Genomic DNA, 18,381 nt, shown 5'->3' on the forward strand with positions numbered 1-18,381 from the left:
ACCGTGTCACGCCCCCCGCGCCGCACGCGGGGATTGATGCAACTCAGTTGCTGCGTCTGCCGGATTTCAGGATCTGGCGCGAGATCAGGATCATCGGCAACAGGCCCACGGCAACGATCATCAGCGCGGCGGTCGACGCCTCGGTCAGGCGCTCGTCGGACGCCAGCGTATGCGCCTGCGTGGCCAGGGTGTCGAAGTTGAACGGCCGGATCACCAGCGTGGCCGGTAACTCCTTCATGACGTCGACAAACACCAGCAGCGCGGCCGACAGCAGGCTGCCCCGCAGGATCGGCACGTGCACGCTTCGCAGGGTCGCCCACTTGCCGAAGCCCAGACTGCGCGCCGCATCGTCCATGCTCGACGTGATCTTGCCAAGGCTGGCGTCCACCGCATGCAGCGCGACCGCGAGGAAGCGCGCCAGATACGCATACACCAGCGCAGCGATGCCGCCAGTGAGGACCAGCCCGGGATTGACGTCGAACAACGCCTGCCAGGTCTGCGCCAGCCAGGCATCGAGCCGGGTGACCGGGATCAGCACACCCACCGCGATCACCGAGCCCGGGACGGCATAGCCCAGCCCGACGACCCGGTTCAGTGCGCGCGGTACCGCGGAGCGCGCCAGGCGCGCCGCATAGGCCAGCACCAACGCCAGCGCCACGGCGAGCACCGCAGTCACTGCGGCGAGCACGAAACTGTTTCTCGCCAGTTGGAAGAAGCGAGGACCGAACTGCGCATCGCCCTCGGCAAATGCCATCTGCAGCAACAGCCCGGCCGGCAGCAGGAAGCCGAGCAGCAGCGGCATGAAGCACGCAAACGCGGCCAGCAGACCCATCATCGGCGACAGGCGCCTACGCGCCGGCGCCGCCTGCTGGCGCGAGGTGTTGTTGAAGCGCGCCCTTCCGCGCGTCGCATGCTCGAGACTGAGCACGATGACGACAAAGGCCAGCAGCGCCGCGGACAATTGTGCGGCCGCGATGCGGTCGCCAAGCGAGAACCACGCGCGATAGATGCCGGTAGTGAAGGTCTGCACGCCGAAGTAGGACACCGTGCCGAAATCGGCCAGTGTCTCCATCAGCGCCAGCGCGGTACCGCCCACCACCGCCGGACGCGCCAGGGGCAGCGATACGCGGAAGAAGCAGCGCCATGGGCCGAGCCCCAGCGAGCGCCCTGCCTCCAGCATGCCACCCGCGCGCTCGAGGAAGGCCGCGCGCACCAGCATGTAGGTGTAGGGATAGAGGACGAACATGAACATCGCCACCGCGCCGCCCACCGTGCGCACGTCAGGGAACCAGTAATCGCCCGCGCGCCAGCCGAAGAACTCGCGCAAGCCCGTCTGCACCGGGCCGACGAACTGCAGAAAATCGGTGTAGACGTAGGCCATCACATAGGCCGGCATGGCCATCGGCAGCACCAGCGCCCACTCGAAGAAACGTCGGCCGGGAAAATCCAGCATCGTCGTCAGCCACGCCGTGGTGATGCCGATCGACGCCACCCCCAGCCCGACGCCGATGCACAACACCACGGTATTGAAGACGAACTCGCCCAGCACCGTCTCGCTGAGGTGCGCCCAGGTCTCGCTGGTGCCGCCCGCGAAAACGTTCGAAAACACCGACAGCACCGGCGCGGCGATGAGGACTGCGATGAGGACTGCGATGACAGTCAGTGACGACCAGCGCAGGCCCGTTGCGGCCTGCCCTCCCTTGTGTTCCATTCGGATTCCGTGTCCTTCGGGCCGGGCTTCTGATGGTCCGGCCGCCTGTTGAGCCGGGAATTATAATTGATCGCATTTGGAACGCCGCGGTGCAATAATTCGCGCAGTCCCCGGACAAGCCCTCACGATGCCACATCTTCAACTCATCGACATCGATCTCGCCTTCGGCGCGCATCGGATCGTCCGCGCCCTCTCCTTCGGCCTCGAAAATGGCCGGATCGGTTGCCTGCTCGGCCCTTCGGGCTGCGGCAAGACCACCGTGCTGCGCTGTATCGCCGGCTTCGAGCGCATCGCGGCGGGCGAAATCCGGCTCGGTGGTCAGGTCGTCAGCGATGCAAGCACCCACCTTCCGCCCGAACGGCGCCGCATCGGCATGGTTTTCCAGGACTATGCGCTGTTCCCGCACCTGACCGTGGCCGACAACATCGCCTTCGGCCTGCGTGGCGAGAGTGCCGGCGTGCGCCAGGCACGCGTTGGCGAACTGCTGAGCCTCGTCGGCCTGTCCTCGCAGGGCAAGAAGTATCCGCACGAGATGTCCGGCGGGCAGCAGCAGCGCGTGGCGCTTGCGCGCGCGCTGGCGCCACGCCCGAGCCTGCTGCTGCTCGACGAGCCCTTCTCCAACCTCGATGTCGACCTGCGCGAACGCCTGTCTTACGAGGTGCGCGACATCATCAAGGCCACCGACACGACCGCCATCCTCGTGACCCACGACCAGCACGAAGCCTTCGCGGTCGCGGACGAGATCGGCATCATGCACGAGGGCCGCATCCAGCAATGGGACACGCCCTACAACCTGTATCACGAACCGACCAACCGCTTCGTCGCCGACTTCATCGGGCAGGGGGTGTTCATCGAAGGCCACATGCTGGACGAGCGCCGGGTGCAGATCGAGCTTGGCGTGCTCGACGGCGCCGGGCCCCTGTTCTGCGGTGAGGGCGGCAAGAGCTGCCGGCTCGACCGCGCGGTGGACGTGCTGCTGCGTCCCGACGACATCGTGCACGACGACCGCAGCCCGCTGAAGGCCGAGGTTTTGCACAAGGCCTTCCGCGGCGCCGACATCCTGTACACCCTGCGCCTGGCGAGCGGCGCGCGCGTGCTGTCACTGGTCCCGAGCCACCACAACCATGCGATCGGCGAACGCATCGGCATCCGGCTCGATGTCGACCACGTGATCACCTTCCAGGACGAGCCGGCTGCGGCCGCCTGATGCGCCCTTGATTCCGTGGCTTGAAGGAGGCGCCCCGGGTTTCCCTCCGGTCAGCGCCGCACTCGACGACCCGAACGGCCTGCTCGCGGCCGGCGGCGCCCTGAGCCCCGAATGGCTGCTCGAGGCCTACCGCCACGGCATCTTCCCGTGGTTCAACGCTGGCGAACCCATCCTGTGGTGGAGCCCGAACCCCCGCCTGGTCCTGATTCCCGACGCGATCCGCATCAGCCACTCGCTGCGCAAGACCTTGCGCCGCGGCCGCTTCGAGGTGCGTTTCGACACCGCCTTCGCCGAGGTCATCGAAGCCTGTGCAGCGCCCCGCGAGCCCGGACTGGGCACGTGGATCACCGCCGAGATGCGCCGCGCCTATTGCCGCATGCACGAACTGGGCGTCGCCCACAGTGTCGAAAGCTGGCGTGATGGGAAGCTGGTTGGCGGCCTGTACGGCATGGCGCTGGGTCGCGTTTTCTTCGGCGAGTCGATGTTCTCGCGCGAGTCCGACGCCTCCAAGGTTGCGCTGGCGCATCTCGCCCGTTTCCTCGGCGCCCGCGGCTATGTCATGATCGACTGCCAGATGACCACCGCACACCTTCAGTCGATGGGCGCGCGCGAAATGCCCCGCAGCGACTTCTGCGCGGCACTTGCGATCCACACGCCTGACGGCGGCTCGCCCGGAAAATGGCCGGCGGACGCCGCAAGGGACATCAACTGGTGCTGACAGGAAGCATGGTCGCAGGCAGGAGACAATGCAGAAGGACTACCCCTACGCCCTGATCCAGTTCTATGCGACTGCGCCCTACGCGTGCTCGTACCTCGCCGGACGCAGCGCGCGCTCGCAGGTCGCGACCCCGGGGCACCTCATCGATACCCAGGTCTACGGCGAACTGGTGCGTCGCGGTTTCCGCCGCAGCGGCGTATTCACCTACCGCCCTTATTGCGACACCTGCAACGCCTGCGTGCCCGTCCGCATCCCGGTGCAACAGTTCCACCCCGACCGCAGCCAGCGGCGCGCCTGGAAGCGACACGCAACGCTGCACACGGTTGAGCGCCCGCTGGCCTTCATCGAGGAGCACTACCGCCTGTACCAGCGCTACCAGGGTGCGCGCCATTCGGGCGGCGGCATGGATCTCGACAACCGCGAGCAATACACCCATTTCCTGCTGCAGAGCCATGTCGACACACGCCTGATCGAATTCCGCGACGAAAACGCGCTGCGCATGGTCAGCGTCATCGACCGGCTGGAAGACGGCCTGTCCAGCGTCTACACCTTCTACGACCCCGACCTGCCGGGCAGCGCCTTCGGCACCTACGGCATCCTGTGGCAGGTCGAGACCTGTCGCCGGCTCGGGCTGCCCTACGTGTATCTGGGCTACTGGATCGAAGAAAGTCCCAAGATGGCCTACAAGGCGCGCTTCCACCCGCTCGAGGCCCTGCAGGACGGACGCTGGCAACCGCTGCAGCACACCGCGCCCGGCATCGCCTGACGCGAGCCGAATCGCTACAATCGCGCGATGCTCTACGACATCGCCCGGCCCCTGCTGTTTTCGCTCGACGCGGAAACCGCCCACGAATTCGCCATCCACTCGCTGAAGATCGCCGGCCGCATGCTGCCCGCCGGCACGCCCGAGCCCGCCGAGCCGGTCGAGGTGATGGGACTGCGCTTCCCCAACCGCATCGGCCTGGCCGCCGGCCTCGACAAGAACGGCGAAGCCATCGACGGCCTCGCCCGCATGGGCTTCGGCTTCATCGAGATCGGCACCATCACGCCCCGCCCGCAGCCGGGCAACCCGCGCCCCCGCATGTTCCGCCTGCCCGAGGTGAGCGGCATCATCAACCGCATGGGCTTCAACAACCACGGCGTCGACGCGCTGGTTGCCAACGTCAAGGCTGCCCGGTTCAACGGTGTCCTCGGCATCAACATCGGCAAGAACTTCGACACGCCGATCGAGAAGGCTGCCGACGACTACCTCGCCTGCCTCGACAAGGTCTATGCGCTGGCGAGCTACGTGACGGTCAACATCTCCTCGCCCAACACCAAGAACCTGCGCCAGCTGCAGGGCGAATCCGAACTCGACGACCTGCTCGGCCGCCTCAAGGTCGCACAGACGCGCCTGGCCGACACCCACGGCCGCTACGTGCCGCTGACGCTGAAGATCGCGCCCGATCTCGACGAGGCGCAAGTCATCAACATCGCAGACGCACTGCGCCGCCACCGCATCGATGGCGTCATCGCCACCAACACCACGATCGCGCGCGACAAGGTACAAGGCATCCGCAACGGCGACCAGCAGGGCGGCCTGTCCGGCGCGCCGGTGTTCGAGGCCTCGACGGCCGTCGTCCGCCAGCTGAGCAAGGCGCTCGCCGGCGAGCTGCCGATCATCGCCGCCGGCGGCGTGCTCGACGGTCGCGGCGCCTGTGCCAAGCTCGACGCCGGTGCCGCGCTGGTCCAGGTGTACAGCGGGCTGATCTACCGCGGACCTTGCCTGGTGCGCGAATGCGTGCGCGCCACACGCAACTGGTCGCCGTCGGCCCATTGAGGAAAACACGGTGCGGCGGCGCCGCGCCGAATGGTTAGAATCCCCGAGTCCTTCCCCTTCACCTGTTCCCGGAGACCCAGCATGACGCAACGTCGCCAGTTCATCCTGTCCAGTGCAGCCCTCGCGGTCGCGGCCAGCCTGCCCCTGTCCGCCTTCGCCCAGGAACCGGCCAAGCTCGGTTTCGTCTATGTCAGCCCGATCGGCGACGCCGGCTGGACCTTCCAGCACGACGAAGGCCGCAAGGAGATGGAGAAGGCCCTCGGCAACAAGGTGCAGAGCCGCTACGTCGAGAGCGTGGCCGAAGGTGCCGACGCCGAGCGCGTGATCCGCGAGTTCGCCGCCAGCGGCAGCAAGATCGTCTTCGCCACCAGCTTCGGCTACATGAACTACGTCGAGCGCGTGGCCAAGCAGTTCCCCAACGTCACCTTCCTGCACGCCACCGGCTACAAGTCGGGCAAGAACTTCGCCAACTACAACGCGCGCTTCTACGAAGGCCGCTACATCAACGGTGTCATCGCGGGCAAGATGACCAAGTCGAACGTGCTGGGCTATGTCGGCGCCTTCCCGATCCCCGAGGTCCTGCAAGGCATCAACGCCTTCACGATGGGCGCGCGCAGCGTCAATCCCAACGTCGAGGTCCGCGTGATCTGGGCCAACAGCTGGTACGACCCGGGCAAGGAGCGCGAGGCGGCAATGACGCTGATCTCGCAGGGCGCGGACATGCTGACCCACCATACCGATTCCACCGCCACCGTTCAGGCCGCCGAGGAGAAAGGCGCTTACGCCTTCGCCTACCACTCCGACATGTCGAAGTACGGCCCCAAGGCCCAGCTCACGGGCACCACCCACCACTGGGGCGAGTTCTACACCAAGACCGTCAATGACGTGCTGGCCGGCACCTGGAAGCCCGAACGCGTGTGGGGCGGCTTCAAGGACGGCATGATCCGCCTCGCACCGCTCAATCCGGCCATTCCGGCCGACGTCCAGGCCATGGCCAAGGACCTGGAAGGACGCATGAAGGCCGGCAGTTTCCACCCCTTCACCGGTCCGGTGGTCGACCAGGCCGGCAAGGAGCGCCTCGCCAAGGGTGCAGTGATGGACGACGAATCGCTCGGCAAGATGGACTATTTCGTGCAGGGCGTGTCCTCCCGTCTGCCGACGGCAAAGTAATCCGCTCTTCCGAAAGCACGAAGCCCGCGCTCTGCAAGGAGCGTGGGCTTCGTGCTTTCGTCGATCTCATGTCCTGCACGCGTTCTCCCCCATCGCGACGATTGCCAGGTTCACCTCCGTGAGCGACTTCGCGAACTGGCCGACCGGCGCATGGCGTCAGTATTTGCCCTGCGACACCATCTCGAAGCAGGTGCTGATCTCCTTGAAATAACTCGGCAGCGTCAGGGCCGGGCATCGGCCTCGGCCTCGCCGTCGGCCGGCAAGCCATTGCGCAGACACGCCGCCAGGCCGGTCGCGATGCCGTCGGCCATCAGGCGGATGCGTGCTTCGTCACGCAGCAGCAGCTCTTCGTCGCGGTTCTTGATGATCCCGGCCTCGAACAGCACCGCCGGCATCCGCGCATGGCGCAGCACCGCAAGGCCATCGTAGTAGTGCACTGCATGTTGGGTATCGGCGTAGGCACGCCTGCGGCCATTCTTGTGCGTGGGAACGAAACCCATGCGCTGCAGGCGGGCACCGATGATGCGCGCGCACAGGATGCTGCGTGCGGTGTCGGGATTGTCGCGTGAGACGAAGAGGGAGTGGCCGGCGAAATCGTCGTTGTAGTTCAGCGCCTGCCCCTCCCACTCCCAGGGGCGCAGTTCGTGCTCGCTGACCGAGTCGTGATGCACGGAGATCAGGAAGTCGGTGCCTGACGCGGCCTGCGGACGTGCCTGCAGGCTGGCGATCAAGCCATCCTCGTTGATCAGCCGCACCGGAAAGCCGCGATCTTCCAGTGCCCGCGCCAGAGTCCGTGCCAGATCCAGGTTGAACGCAAACTCGCTGCGTCCGCGCGCACTCGTCGCCCCCGGCGCGGCCAGCGTGTGGCCGACGTCCACCGCAAGCGCCGCTGCACCGGGAGACGATGCGACACAAAGTCCCGCGGCCGCCGCCACGCCAAGCCGTCGTCGCACCTCCCGCCACCATTTCGTCATTGCCATCCGTCGTCTCCCCGGGCTCGCCTGCGCAGGGCTTTTGCCCCTGTAACCACGTGTCTGCGGCATCTCGCAGGCGCCCGATCAATCTTGATGCAAATCATGGAGGGGGCTGCCCCCCCTCCCTACCATGCGCTCACCACCGGCATTGCCGTGGGATGTTGGACCTCTCGGTAGTACCCCTGACCACTGACACCAATCCTGAAAACGAGACCAATGATGAGGAGTGCGCGATGAGCGGCATTTTCACCAAATCAATGGCGCGGAACATCTTCTACGGGGGAACGGTTTTCTTCTTCCTCCTGTTCCTTGCGCTGACCTTCGACACCGAACGCGAACTGCCATCGCGGGACAACTCGGCCAACATCACCCCCCAGGTCGCGGCCGGCAAGCACATCTGGGAGACCCGCAACTGTCTGGGCTGCCACACCCTGCTGGGTGAAGGCGCCTACTTCGCCCCGGAACTCGGCAACGTCTACACCCGCCGCGGACCGGAATTCATCAAGGCGTGGATGCAGAGCCAGCCTACCGGTGCGCCGGGCCGTCGCCAGATGCCCAATTTCCACCTGAACGACCAGGAACTCGACGATCTCGTCGCCTTCCTGAAGTACGTGTCCGAGATCAACACGGCCAACTGGCCGCCGAACATCGAAGGCTAATTGGGCAAACCCGGAGAACCGACAAGGGGATCATCCATGCAATACAAGTCACAAGCGGTCGCCATGCCCTACTTCATCGCGGCGATCGGTCTATTCGTAGGGCAAATCATCTTCGGCCTGATCATGGGCATGCAGTACGTGGTCGGCGATTTCCTCTTCCCGGAAATCCCGTTCAACGTCGCCCGCATGGTCCATACCAACCTGCTGATCGTGTGGCTGCTGTTCGGCTTCATGGGGGCGGCGTACTACATGGTGCCGGAAGAGGCGGAAACCGAACTCTACAGCCCGAAGCTGGCGCTGATCCTGTTCTGGGTCTTCCTCGTCGCGGGTGCCGCCACCATCCTCGGCTATCTGCTGGTGCCGTATGCCACGCTGGCCGAGATGACGGGCAACGACATCCTCGCCACCATGGGGCGTGAGTTCCTCGAACAGCCGCTGATCACCAAGATCGGCATCGTCGTGGTCGCACTCGCCTTCCTGTTCAACATCACCATGACGACCCTGAAGGGCCGCAAGACCGCCATCAGCATGGTCCTGCTGCTCGGCCTGTGGGGTCTGGCGATCTTCTTCCTGTTCTCCTTCTACAACCCGACCAACCTTGTCCGCGACAAGTTCTACTGGTGGTGGGTGGTTCACCTTTGGGTGGAAGGCGTGTGGGAACTGATCCTCGGCGCGCTGCTGGCCTTCGTGCTGATCAAGGTGACCGGTGTCGACCGCGAAGTCATCGAGAAGTGGCTGTACGTGATCATCACGCTGGCCCTGGTCACCGGCATCATCGGTACCGGCCACCACTACTACTGGATCGGCACGCCGGAATACTGGCAGTGGTGGGGTTCCATCTTCTCCGCGCTGGAGCCGCTGCCCTTCTTCGCCATGACCGTCTTCGCCTTCAACATGGTGAACCGCCGTCGTCGCGAGCATCCGAACAAGGCGGCCGTGCTGTGGGCGCTGGGTACCGGTGTGATGGCCTTCCTCGGCGCCGGCGTGTGGGGCTTCCTGCACACCCTGGCCCCGGTGAACTACTACACCCACGGTTCTCAGATCACCGCCGCCCACGGCCACATGGCCTTCTACGGCGCCTACGTGATGGTCGTGCTCACCATCATCAGCTACGCCATGCCGATCCTGCGTGGCCGCGCCGCCAACTCCAACAAGTCGCAAGTGCTGGAGATGTGGAGCTTCTGGCTGATGACCATCGCCATGGTCTTCATCACGCTGTTCCTCACCGCCGCCGGCATCCTGCAAGTCTGGCTGCAGCGCGTGTCCGACACCCCGATGTCCTTCATGATGGCCCAGGACCAGGTCTCCCTGTTCTACTGGATGCGTGAATGGGCGGGTGTGATGTTCTTCGTCGGCCTGCTGGTGTATGTGATCAGCTTCTTCGTCAAGGGTGAAACCCAGCCTTCCAAGGCATGACGACAACCGGTGTCTCTCCGCAGTAACTCCTGGGCGACCGGGGGAAGGGGTTGGGGCGGCTTAGGCCGCCCCTTTTTTCGTCCCCAGCGAGCGAGCCTTTTTGTGCCGCTCACGCTGGATCGCGGGAACGAGCCGTTAGAATCCGGTTTCCCTGCCCGCAACGCCCCGGAAACCCACGTGTCCCGCCCGAGCCAGCCCGCCCTGCCCCGCCCCCACCGCATTGCGATCAACGGCTACGGCCGTATCGGCCGCTGCTATCTGCGCGCCCTGCACGAAGCCGGACTCGCCGGGCAGTTCCAGGTCGTCGCCATCAATGAGCCGGCAGACCTCGCCAGCATCGCCTACCTGACCCGTTTCGACTCGACACACGGTCGCTTCCCCGGCGAGGTGACGACGGCCGACGGCAGGCTGGTCATCAACGGCCATTCGATCGAGGTGAGCCACGCCACGACGCCCGAGGCGGTCAACTGGTCGGCCCACGAGATCGACCTCGTCGTCGAATGCTCCGGCCAGTACAGCAGCCGCAGCGCGCTCGAGCGCTTTCTCGACGCCGGCTGCCCGCGCCTGCTGCTGTCGCACCCGGGGAACAGTGCCGAGGATGTCGACGCGACGATCGTGTACGGGATCAACGAGTCCGGTCTGGACGCCGGCGCCCGCCTCGTGTCGAATGCCTCCTGCACCACCAATGCCGTGATCCCGGTGCTCGCGCTGCTGCATCGCGAAATCGGCCTCGAGAACGCACTGCTCACCACGCTGCATTCGGTCATGAACGACCAGCCGCTGATCGACGGCTACCACCATGCCGACCTGCGCCGCACGCGTTCGGCCATGCAATCGATCATTCCGGTGTCGACGGGCCTCGCGCGCGGCGTCGAACGCCTGCTGCCGGAGCTCGCCGGCAGGGTGCAGGCCAAGGCCATCCGCGTGCCCACGCACAACGTCTCGGCCATCGACATGGTGCTGCAGCTGGCCGACGACGCCGATGCCCCGCGCATCAACGCGCTGCTGCGCGCCGCCAGCGAGGGCGCCTATCGCGGGCTCATCGCCTGGTCAGACGACCCGCATGCCTCCATCGACTTCAATCATGACCCGCACTCGGCCATCGTCGACGGCGGGCAAACGCGCATGATCGGGCCGCGGCTCGTCAATCTGATGGTCTGGTTCGACAACGAATGGGGCTTCGCCAACCGCATGACAGACGTTACGCGATACTGGCTCGGCGCCCTGCTGCCGGCCGACCGCCGCTGAGACGGCACCGGGCTTGCCCCGAAAGCCGGGGCGCTCAGCGCGCCAGAACCTGCACCCGGTTGCGTCCCGCATTCTTCGCGGCATACAGCGCCCTGTCTGCCGCATTGAGCAAGGTGCCGATGTCGTCGTCATCCGACACCATCGCGCTGACGCCAATTGACACGGTGAAGCGGACAGGACGCCCGCTCTCCTCGGGCACCGACGCATCGGCAGCCACAAGGCGCAGGCGCTCGGCCACTTCCGCCGCGGCTTCGAGATCGGTCTCGGGCAGCAGGATGGCAAACTCCTCGCCACCGAGCCGCCCGAACACGTCGGGCGTCCTCAAGGCAGCGTGGCACCCCTTGCAGAGTGCCCTGAGCACGGCATCGCCGACCCGATGGCCGTGTCGGTCATTGATGCGCTTGAACCGGTCGACGTCGAGCATCAGGATCGACAGATCGCTGTCATAGCGCTTGGCTCGCTCGATCTCGGCCGTTGCCAGCGCCATGAAATGCCGGCGGTTGAACACGCCGGTCAGGTAATCCGTCCGCGCCTGGTGCGCGATCTCTTCCTCCATCAGCTTGCGCTCGGTCACGTCGGCATGGGTGCCGCACATCCGGACCGGCCGGCCCGCCTCGTCGCGCTGCATGACGCTGGCCTGGTCCAGGATCCAGCGGTACGAGCCGTCCTTGTGCTGCATCCGGTACTCGAGCTTGTGGGTCGGCGCACGCCCCTCGAGCACCTCAATGATCGAGGCCCACGCACGCTCGCGGTCGTCCGGATGGACGAAGTCGGACCACTGCATCGTCGTATGTTCGATTTCCTCATACGTGTAGCCGAGCATCGTCGCCCAGCGCGCATTGCGCTTCACCTCGCCGCTACGGATGTTCCAGTCCCACAGGCCGAGATCCGCGCCCTCGAGGACAAGGCGCAACTGCTCGGCGCGCTCCTTGAGCACGGCCTCCGTGTGCTTGAGTTGCGACACATCGTGGAAACTGATGACGACTTTCTCGAGGGCGCCATCCGCATCGAAGACGGGGAAAGCGCTGACCATGGCCCACGTCACATCCTCATGCCCCGGCCGCACGACCCCCAGTACCTGTTCCGCCAGCGGAAGGCGGCTGGAAATCACACGATTGACGGGGTACTCGTCGGGTGTCAGCCAGCGGTCATCCTCCTGCTTCAAGGACCAGCCGGGCATCAGATCCTGCGCGCCGAGCATGTCGCCCTTCGAGACCCCCAGCAGTTCGCACGCACGCGCGTTCAGGAAGATCACGCTTGCATCGGGTGCGTGCACGACGATGCCCACGTGCAGCTTCTGCAACAGCTCGACATCCTGCACACCCTGCACCATCGCAACCTCCCTGCCGATGCGGGATTCTTGTCTTGTTGACGAAACGATAGCGCCGGCCCCAACCGACCGCAATACAGGCGCCAAGCCCGAATCCCCAATCCGAAGAAAATCGGCAGGCCAAGCATCGCGCGCCGCCTTGGTTAACCACGATCAATTTTATTTCCCGCGGCACTGCCTAGACTGCGGCGCATGAAACAGCATGCTCTCTCCGCACCGTCCGTCGCGGCTTCCGCGCAACCGCCTGTCACACCCCGGCTGGCCGGCGATCTTGCGATCTGGTTCTTCATCCTCGCCGAACTGCTCGCCTTCGGCGTGTTCTTCGCCGCCTACGCCTTCACCCGCGCCAACAACATCGAACTGTTCGACGCCGAACAGGCGGCGCTCAACCGCAACGCCGGCGCGCTCAACACCATCCTGCTGCTCACCGCCAGCTACTTCGTGGTCCGTGCCGTGCAGGCCGCCGAGCATCGCCTCTCTAAATCCTGCGCGCGCTGGCTGCTGGCCGCCATCGCCTGCGGCGCCGGCTTCCTGGTGGTCAAGATGTTCGAGTACGCGGCGGCCTTCGAGCACAACATCAGTCTCTCGAGCAGCCCCTTCCACATGTTCTACCTGTCGCTGACCTTCTTTCACTTCATGCACGTCATTCTGGGCATGGTGATCCTGATCGCGATGTGGAATGGCGCACGCACGGGCCGATATGGCCCCGGCGACATGAATGGCCTCGAGACCGGCGCCGCTTACTGGCACATGGTGGATCTGGTGTGGCTGGTCCTGTTCCCGCTGGTCTATGTCATCCACTGAGGGCACACGCATGCATTCCGGCTCCGACGTCCATGGCACCCCGCGCCGCACCACCGTGCTGTGGGCGACGCTCATCGTCGCCACGCTCCTTACCTGGGGCATGGGCGCACTGGGCGCCACCGGCAAGGGCGCGATCGCCATCCTGGCCCTGATCTCGTTCTGGAAAGGCGCCGTAATCATCCTCGACTTCATGGCGCTGCGCCACGCACCGCTGCTGTGGCGCGCGCTGACGCTGGGCTGGATGGTCCTCGTCTGGGCCGTCATCGCCATCGCATACATCAAGGGACTGCCGCAATGAAAATGGAAAACCTCGCGGGCGCAGCACGGCTCGACCTGCCCTACTACCAGGCCGCCGGCGACGAAGTCGCGGTGTTCGAGCATGCCTGGAAGAACCGCCTGCCGCTGCTGATCAAGGGCCCGACCGGCTGCGGCAAGACCCGCTTCGTCGCCCATATGGCAGCCCGCCTCGGACTGCCGCTCTATACCGTGGCCTGCCACGATGACCTCACCGCGGCCGACCTCGTCGGCCGCCACCTCATCGGCGACGGCAAGACCGTGTGGTGCGACGGCCCGCTGACCCGCGCGGTGCGAGAAGGCGGCATCTGCTACCTGGACGAAGTCGTGGAGGCCCGCAAGGACACCACGGTGGTGCTGCACCCGCTGGCCGACGACCGCCGCATCCTGCCGATCGACCGCACCGGTGAACTGCTCGAGGCGCCGCCCAGCTTCATGCTGGTCGTGTCCTACAACCCGGGCTACCAGAACCTGCTGAAGGGCATGAAGCCCTCCACCCGCCAGCGCTTCGTCAGCATCCGCTTCGACTTCCCGCGCGCCGAGCAGGAGGAAGCCATCCTGCTCGGCGAGACCGGCTGCGCGCCCGATCTCGCCCGCCGCCTGGTCACCATCGCCGGCGCGCTGCGTGCGCTGAAGGACCGCGATCTCGAGGAAGCCGCCAGCACCCGCCTGCTGATCTACGCCGCACTGCTGGTCAAGGACGGCATGGACCCGGTGGCCGCCTGCCGCGTCGGCATCATCGAGAGCCTGACCGACGACGCCGAGGTCGCCGAGGCGCTGATGGAAGTCGTCGCCGCCACCTTCGGCCGCTGACGCCGGCCGCCGACCCGAGCCGCCGAACGATGCCGATCGAACGCCCCGACCCCCTGCGCCCCGACCCCCTACGTCACGTGATGCCCGGCCCCCGGCTCGCGGTGGTGGCCGAAGCCCTGTTCCTCATCAACCTGATGCTGGCGCCGGGACTCGCCTTCCTGGTGCTGATGGTGCTGTGGGCAAAGCACCACAAGCACCCGGACCCGCTGGTGCGCAACCACCTGCGCCAGACCGGGTGGACCTGCATCTGGGGCGGCACCTTGCTGGTCAGCCTGAGCGTCGCCATCTTCGCCCTCGGCGGCTTCGACAACCCCTGGTCGTGGGTCATCGGCGTGCTGTACTTCACCCTCGTTCATGCCGGGCTGATCCTGCTCGGTGTGCTCGGTCTGTCGCGCGCGATCAACGGTCGCAGCTGGCGTTATCCAATCTTCGGGCCACGCGAGCATGACTGAGTTGAGTTCCCCGCGCAGCCCCGCTCGGCCGCAGCGCGTCATCCCCATCGCCGTCGCCGGCAGCGCCGCGCCGCGCAGTCGCCAGGGCAAGCGCCTCGCCTTCCAGGTGGGCTTCTTCGTCCTGTTCGTGCTCGCGCCGGTGTTCGACCTGTTCCGCTACGACCTCAACGCCGATCACGCCTGGCTGCTGGGCATGGAATGGCGGCTGGGGCTGGACGACTTCCTCGCCGGCAAGGCCACCGCGCTCGAAGCAGCCGGCAACATCATGCTGCGCCTGTTCGTGCCGCTGCTGGCCGGCGCCGGGCTGTTCATCTGGGCCGCATGGAAGTGGGGCCGGCTGTACTGCGGCTGGCTGTGCCCGCACTTCTCGGTGGTCGAGACCATCAACAAGCTGATGGCACGTGCGTCGGGCAAGCCCAGCGTGTGGGAGAAGTTCGCGCTGCCGCGCTGGAACACCGATGGCAGCCCGCGCCGCGTCGATGTGCGCTGGTGGGCCGTGGTCGTGCCCGCTGCCGTGGCCTTCGCCTTCCTCTGGGCCGTCGTGCTGCTCACCTACCTGCTGCCGCCGGCCGAGGTGTACGGCAACCTGTTCAGCGGCAACCTCACCCGCAACCAGTTCATCTTCATCACCGCCGCCACCGTGGTGCTGAGCCTCGAGTTCCTTTTCGCGCGCCACCTGTTCTGCCGCTTCGTGTGCGCCGTCGGCCTGTTCCAGAGCCTGGCGTGGATGAGCAACAAGGACGCGATGGTCGTCGGCTTCAAGCGCGACCGCGCCAGCGACTGTGCAAGCTGCCTGCCCGAACGCCAGTCCGCCTGCGACGCGGTGTGCCCGATGCGGCTCAAGCCGCGCAACATCAAGCGCCACATGTTCACCTGCACGCAATGCGCCCAGTGCGTCGATGCCTGCGGCGAGACCCAGTGCGACAACCCGGACGGCCCGCTGCTGGCCTGGGTGTCGGGCGAGGCCGCGCGGCAGAACGAAGCCGGCTTCCGTGCAATCCGGGAGCGTTGAAGCATGGAAGAAGTCGTCGGCAAGCTCTGGCACCGTTTCATCACCCGCGCAGCGGGCGGCCACTTTCCCGAGGCCGTGGTGAAGCTGAAGGAGATCGAACGCATGACGGGCGTGTTCTTTCGCGCCCTCGGTGGCGACCCGGGCCTGCGTGTCGCGGCCGCAACCGCCGATGTCCATGGCGCGCGCCGCAGCCTGCTGTCGCGCATCGCCGGCAGTGACGAGCGCATCGCCCGCGCACGCATGGACGCCAGCACGCTGCGCCTGCCGATGGAGCTGGACGCCCTGCCCGAGCGCAGTCTCAACCGCGACCTCTACCTGTGGCTGGCCGCCCTCGCCGCCGCGCAGGGCACGCCGATCGGACCCGAGGACGAGGCCGCGCTGGCCAACGCCCGGACGCGGCTCGCGCCCCTGCCCGAAGGCGCCAGTGCTGACCCGGCAACGCTGGAACTGCGCCTGAACCAGCTCGCCACGCTGCGCGCCCTGCTGCGCTGGCCCGGCCTGCAGGCGCGCTACGACCGCCTCGTTGCCGCCGTGCTGAGGCAACGTCCCGACCCCGCCCGCCTGCCACCCGAAGAGGCCGAACGCGAGCAACGGATCAGACAGGCCTTGCAGCAGCCCGGCAGCGTCGCTGCCCTGCCCGCCCTGCCGCCCAAGGGCATGCCGCACCAGCCGGTGCTGCTGTGGCTGGGCGACCTGGTCCCCGGCGCCACGGCCGAAACAAGAAACGGCCAGGGTGCCGAGGCCAGCGCCAACGCGCAGAGCAAGCGCGACGAACGCGAGACCGAGCGCCAGGCCCACCGCGTCGAGCGTGTCGAGCAGCCGCAGGAAAAGCACGGCCTGCTGATGATCTTCCGCGCCGAGAGTCTGCTGTCGGTGGCCGAGTTCCTGAAGGTCAAGCGCAGCAGCGACGACGACCCCGACGACAACGCCGCCGACGCCGCCGCCAACCTCGAGCAGCTCGCCCTGTCGCGCGACGAGGAGCGCGTCGCCTCCAAGGTTCGCTTCGACCTCGACCTGCCTTCGGCCGCAGAGGACGACGTCGTGCTCGGCGACGGCATCCCGCTGCCCGAATGGGATTACCGCAAGCACCTGCTGCGCGAGGACCACGTCCGCCTGCAGGAGCTTGCCGCCTCGCCACGCGACCCGCGTGCCGCCCCGGTGCCGCTGCCGCAGCACCTGCGCCGCACCGCGCGCCACCTGCACCGCCAGTTCGCCGCGCTGCAACCCGGCCGGCGCTGGCTCAAGGGCCAGGTCGACGGCAGCGAACTCGACGTCGATGCCGTGGTGCGCGCCGCCACCGACCGCGCCATCGGCCACCACCCGTCCGACCAGCTCTACCTGTCGCTGGAGAAGCGCGAGCGCGACCTCGCCTGCCTGGCGCTGGCCGACCTCTCCTTGTCCACCGATGCCTGGATCTCGTCCGAGGCGCGCGTCATCGACGTCATCCGCGACTCGCTGCTGCTGTTCGGCGAGGCCCTGTCCGCCACCGGCGACCGCTTCGCGCTGTGCGGCTTCTCCTCGGTCAAGCGCAGCAACGTGCGCTTCCATCGCCTGAAGGACTTCTCGCAGCGCTTCGACGACGCCGCGCGCGGGCGCATCATGGCGATCAAGCCCGGTTACTACACACGGCTCGGTGCTGCCATCCGCCACGCCACCAGCGTGCTCGAGAAGCAGACCGCCGCGCGCCGCATCCTGCTGATCCTGTCCGACGGCAAGCCCAACGACCTCGATCTCTACGACGGCCGCTACGGCATCGAGGACACCCGCGTCGCCGTCATCGAGGCGCGCGGTCGCGGGATCGTGCCCTTCTGCGTCACCATCGACCGCGAGGGCGCGAGCTACCTGCCCCACCTGTTCGGCCCCGGCGGCTACGCCGTGATCCGCGAGCCCGACGAGCTGCCCGCCCGCCTGCCGATGTTCTACGCCCAACTCACCCGCTGAAGCATGAGGCGCACTCCATGAACGATCACTGCGAGATCCCGTGCCAGGAGGCGCTGCGCGATGCACCAGCGCCCACCGAAACCCCTTCCCTGCCACCGGAGGTGGAGCGCCTGTGCCGCCTGCTGCGCCACGCGGCGATGTTCCAGGGCCTGGGCTGCGACGAGATCGCCCGCTTCGCCCGCGGCGTACGCGAGATCAAGGCCCCCAAGGGCGAGATCCTGTTCCATCGCGGCGACACCTGCACCGGCTTCCATCTGATCCTCTCCGGCCAGATCAAGCTCGCCTTCACGTCGGCCGAAGGCAACGAGAAGGTCGTCGACATCCTGCGCCCGGGCCAGAGCTTCGGCGAGGCCGTGATGTTCATGGACAAGCCCTACGTCGTGATGGCGCAGGCGCTCACCGACAGCACCCTGCTGCACATCGGCAAGCTGGTCTTCTTCGAGGAGATGAACGGCGACCCGCTGTTCTGCCGCAAGATCATCGCCGGCCTTGCACAGCGCCTGCACCGGCTGATGGGCGACGTCGAGAGCTATTCGCTGCGCTCCGGGCGTGAACGCATCATCGGCTACCTGCTGCGCGAGGAAGAGATGAGCGGCGAAGGCGTCGGCGCCGGCCGGGTCTCGATCCGCCTGCCCACCAGCAAGGGCACCATCGCCTCGCGGCTCAACCTGACGCAGGAGCACTTCTCGCGCATCCTGCACGAACTGACCGATTCGGGCCTGATCGAGGTCGAGGGGCGGACGATTCACATCCCGTGCATCGAGCGCCTGCGCGGCAGTCTCGAGTAGCGGCAGCGCCGGCCGCCCAGCGGCG

General features: G+C 66.7%; 18 protein-coding genes. 15 read left to right on the forward strand and 3 right to left on the reverse strand.

Going from position 1 to position 18,381, the window contains the following annotated elements; genetic code table 11:
- Nucleotides 1-43: 43 nt before the first annotated feature.
- Nucleotides 44-1,711, reverse strand: a complete 1,668-nt coding sequence (locus AC731_RS06195; protein WP_048704109.1) for an ABC transporter permease — start codon at nucleotides 1,709-1,711, stop codon at nucleotides 44-46.
- Between the two features lie 127 nt (nucleotides 1,712-1,838).
- Here AC731_RS06195 and AC731_RS06200 point away from each other — a divergent pair, with 127 nt between their 5' ends.
- The 5 genes from AC731_RS06200 to AC731_RS06220 all read left to right on the forward strand — a co-directional run bounded on the left by AC731_RS06200 (nucleotide 1,839) and on the right by AC731_RS06220 (nucleotide 6,625).
- The gene (locus AC731_RS06200; RefSeq protein WP_048704112.1) at nucleotides 1,839-2,918 is read left to right on the forward strand and encodes an ABC transporter ATP-binding protein; all 1,080 of its coding nucleotides are present in this window, start codon (nucleotides 1,839-1,841) and stop codon (nucleotides 2,916-2,918) included.
- 7 nt (nucleotides 2,919-2,925) lie between these two features.
- The gene (aat, locus tag AC731_RS06205; RefSeq protein WP_048704115.1) at nucleotides 2,926-3,636 is read left to right on the forward strand and encodes a leucyl/phenylalanyl-tRNA--protein transferase; all 711 of its coding nucleotides are present in this window, start codon (nucleotides 2,926-2,928) and stop codon (nucleotides 3,634-3,636) included.
- Between the two features lie 28 nt (nucleotides 3,637-3,664).
- Nucleotides 3,665-4,402 carry an arginyltransferase gene (locus tag AC731_RS06210; protein WP_048704118.1) on the forward strand — a complete coding sequence of 246 codons (738 nt, stop codon included), beginning with the start codon at nucleotides 3,665-3,667 and terminating at the stop codon, nucleotides 4,400-4,402.
- A 27-nt stretch (nucleotides 4,403-4,429) separates the two neighbouring features.
- On the forward strand, nucleotides 4,430-5,455 hold the full coding sequence (locus AC731_RS06215) for a quinone-dependent dihydroorotate dehydrogenase (protein WP_004255824.1): 1,026 nt from the start codon (nucleotides 4,430-4,432) through the stop codon (nucleotides 5,453-5,455).
- Between the two features lie 81 nt (nucleotides 5,456-5,536).
- Nucleotides 5,537-6,625, forward strand: a complete 1,089-nt coding sequence (locus tag AC731_RS06220) for a BMP family ABC transporter substrate-binding protein (RefSeq protein ID WP_004255826.1) — start codon at nucleotides 5,537-5,539, stop codon at nucleotides 6,623-6,625.
- 221 nt (nucleotides 6,626-6,846) lie between these two features.
- Here the strand turns inward: AC731_RS06220 and AC731_RS06225 are convergent, their stop codons facing one another.
- Nucleotides 6,847-7,605: an N-acetylmuramoyl-L-alanine amidase family protein gene (locus AC731_RS06225; RefSeq protein WP_237266612.1), complete on the reverse strand. Its 759-nt coding sequence runs from the start codon at nucleotides 7,603-7,605 to the stop codon at nucleotides 6,847-6,849.
- 227 nt (nucleotides 7,606-7,832) lie between these two features.
- Here AC731_RS06225 and AC731_RS06230 point away from each other — a divergent pair, with 227 nt between their 5' ends.
- The 3 genes from AC731_RS06230 (at nucleotide 7,833) to AC731_RS06240 (ending at nucleotide 10,922) form a co-directional block, all read left to right on the forward strand.
- Nucleotides 7,833-8,258: a c-type cytochrome gene (locus tag AC731_RS06230; RefSeq protein ID WP_004255831.1), complete on the forward strand. Its 426-nt coding sequence runs from the start codon at nucleotides 7,833-7,835 to the stop codon at nucleotides 8,256-8,258.
- 36 nt (nucleotides 8,259-8,294) lie between these two features.
- Nucleotides 8,295-9,674 (forward strand): cbb3-type cytochrome c oxidase subunit I, encoded by a 1,380-nt coding sequence (locus AC731_RS06235; RefSeq protein WP_004255833.1) that lies wholly within the window; start codon nucleotides 8,295-8,297, stop codon nucleotides 9,672-9,674.
- Between the two features lie 177 nt (nucleotides 9,675-9,851).
- Nucleotides 9,852-10,922: a type I glyceraldehyde-3-phosphate dehydrogenase gene (locus tag AC731_RS06240; RefSeq protein WP_048704123.1), complete on the forward strand. Its 1,071-nt coding sequence runs from the start codon at nucleotides 9,852-9,854 to the stop codon at nucleotides 10,920-10,922.
- Between the two features lie 34 nt (nucleotides 10,923-10,956).
- On the opposite strand, the gene AC731_RS06245 is transcribed toward AC731_RS06240, so the two are convergent.
- Nucleotides 10,957-12,255, reverse strand: a complete 1,299-nt coding sequence (locus AC731_RS06245; protein WP_048704125.1) for a sensor domain-containing diguanylate cyclase — start codon at nucleotides 12,253-12,255, stop codon at nucleotides 10,957-10,959.
- 189 nt (nucleotides 12,256-12,444) lie between these two features.
- Between AC731_RS06245 and AC731_RS06250 the strand changes: the two genes are divergently transcribed.
- Genes AC731_RS06250 through AC731_RS06280 form a run of 7 tightly spaced genes read left to right on the forward strand, consistent with a single transcriptional unit; the run spans nucleotide 12,445 to nucleotide 18,356 of the window.
- Complete coding sequence (locus tag AC731_RS06250; protein ID WP_048704128.1) at nucleotides 12,445-13,056, forward strand: cytochrome c oxidase subunit 3 family protein; 612 nt, start codon at nucleotides 12,445-12,447, stop codon at nucleotides 13,054-13,056.
- A gap of 10 nt (nucleotides 13,057-13,066) precedes the next feature.
- Nucleotides 13,067-13,354, forward strand: a complete 288-nt coding sequence (locus AC731_RS06255; RefSeq protein WP_004255843.1) for a cytochrome C oxidase subunit IV family protein — start codon at nucleotides 13,067-13,069, stop codon at nucleotides 13,352-13,354.
- Entirely contained in the window at nucleotides 13,351-14,163 is an 813-nt protein-coding gene (locus AC731_RS06260) for a CbbQ/NirQ/NorQ/GpvN family protein (RefSeq protein ID WP_004255845.1), read from the forward strand. The genes AC731_RS06255 and AC731_RS06260 overlap by 4 nt, the downstream gene beginning before the upstream one ends.
- A 29-nt stretch (nucleotides 14,164-14,192) precedes the next feature.
- The gene (locus AC731_RS06265; protein WP_048704130.1) at nucleotides 14,193-14,615 is read left to right on the forward strand and encodes a magnetosome magnetite crystal formation protein family; all 423 of its coding nucleotides are present in this window, start codon (nucleotides 14,193-14,195) and stop codon (nucleotides 14,613-14,615) included.
- Nucleotides 14,608-15,627, forward strand: coding sequence for a 4Fe-4S binding protein (locus tag AC731_RS06270; protein ID WP_205626641.1), 1,020 nt, complete (start codon nucleotides 14,608-14,610; stop codon nucleotides 15,625-15,627). Before AC731_RS06265 ends, AC731_RS06270 begins: the two co-directional genes overlap by 8 nt.
- 3 nt (nucleotides 15,628-15,630) lie before the next feature.
- On the forward strand, nucleotides 15,631-17,568 hold the full coding sequence (locus AC731_RS06275; RefSeq protein ID WP_048704135.1) for a nitric oxide reductase activation protein NorD: 1,938 nt from the start codon (nucleotides 15,631-15,633) through the stop codon (nucleotides 17,566-17,568).
- Nucleotides 17,569-17,585: 17 nt separating this feature from the next.
- Nucleotides 17,586-18,356 carry a Crp/Fnr family transcriptional regulator gene (locus AC731_RS06280; protein ID WP_048704137.1) on the forward strand — a complete coding sequence of 257 codons (771 nt, stop codon included), beginning with the start codon at nucleotides 17,586-17,588 and terminating at the stop codon, nucleotides 18,354-18,356.
- The last annotated feature ends 25 nt before the right edge of the window (nucleotides 18,357-18,381 follow it).

The sequence above is a fragment of the Thauera humireducens genome, assembly GCF_001051995.2.
GTDB lineage: Bacteria > Pseudomonadota > Gammaproteobacteria > Burkholderiales > Rhodocyclaceae > Thauera > Thauera humireducens.

What these genes read in the sequence shown, in the direction of transcription:
- AC731_RS06200 (WP_048704112.1), top strand. Translation starts at nt 1,839, where the DNA reads ATGCCACATCTTCAACTCATCGACATCGATCTCGCCTTCGGCGCGCAT.
- AC731_RS06195 (WP_048704109.1), bottom strand. Translation starts at nt 1,711, where the DNA reads ATGGAACACAAGGGAGGGCAGGCCGCAACGGGCCTGCGCTGGTCGTCA.
- AC731_RS06245 (WP_048704125.1), bottom strand. Translation starts at nt 12,255, where the DNA reads ATGGTGCAGGGTGTGCAGGATGTCGAGCTGTTGCAGAAGCTGCACGTG.
- AC731_RS06215 (WP_004255824.1), top strand. Translation starts at nt 4,430, where the DNA reads ATGCTCTACGACATCGCCCGGCCCCTGCTGTTTTCGCTCGACGCGGAA.
- AC731_RS06270 (WP_205626641.1), top strand. Translation starts at nt 14,608, where the DNA reads ATGACTGAGTTGAGTTCCCCGCGCAGCCCCGCTCGGCCGCAGCGCGTC.
- AC731_RS06225 (WP_237266612.1), bottom strand. Translation starts at nt 7,605, where the DNA reads ATGGCAATGACGAAATGGTGGCGGGAGGTGCGACGACGGCTTGGCGTG.
- AC731_RS06275 (WP_048704135.1), top strand. Translation starts at nt 15,631, where the DNA reads ATGGAAGAAGTCGTCGGCAAGCTCTGGCACCGTTTCATCACCCGCGCA.
- AC731_RS06255 (WP_004255843.1), top strand. Translation starts at nt 13,067, where the DNA reads ATGCATTCCGGCTCCGACGTCCATGGCACCCCGCGCCGCACCACCGTG.
- AC731_RS06280 (WP_048704137.1), top strand. Translation starts at nt 17,586, where the DNA reads ATGAACGATCACTGCGAGATCCCGTGCCAGGAGGCGCTGCGCGATGCA.
- AC731_RS06210 (WP_048704118.1), top strand. Translation starts at nt 3,665, where the DNA reads ATGCAGAAGGACTACCCCTACGCCCTGATCCAGTTCTATGCGACTGCG.
- AC731_RS06230 (WP_004255831.1), top strand. Translation starts at nt 7,833, where the DNA reads ATGAGCGGCATTTTCACCAAATCAATGGCGCGGAACATCTTCTACGGG.
- AC731_RS06250 (WP_048704128.1), top strand. Translation starts at nt 12,445, where the DNA reads ATGAAACAGCATGCTCTCTCCGCACCGTCCGTCGCGGCTTCCGCGCAA.
- AC731_RS06265 (WP_048704130.1), top strand. Translation starts at nt 14,193, where the DNA reads ATGCCGATCGAACGCCCCGACCCCCTGCGCCCCGACCCCCTACGTCAC.
- AC731_RS06260 (WP_004255845.1), top strand. Translation starts at nt 13,351, where the DNA reads ATGAAAATGGAAAACCTCGCGGGCGCAGCACGGCTCGACCTGCCCTAC.
- AC731_RS06220 (WP_004255826.1), top strand. Translation starts at nt 5,537, where the DNA reads ATGACGCAACGTCGCCAGTTCATCCTGTCCAGTGCAGCCCTCGCGGTC.
- AC731_RS06235 (WP_004255833.1), top strand. Translation starts at nt 8,295, where the DNA reads ATGCAATACAAGTCACAAGCGGTCGCCATGCCCTACTTCATCGCGGCG.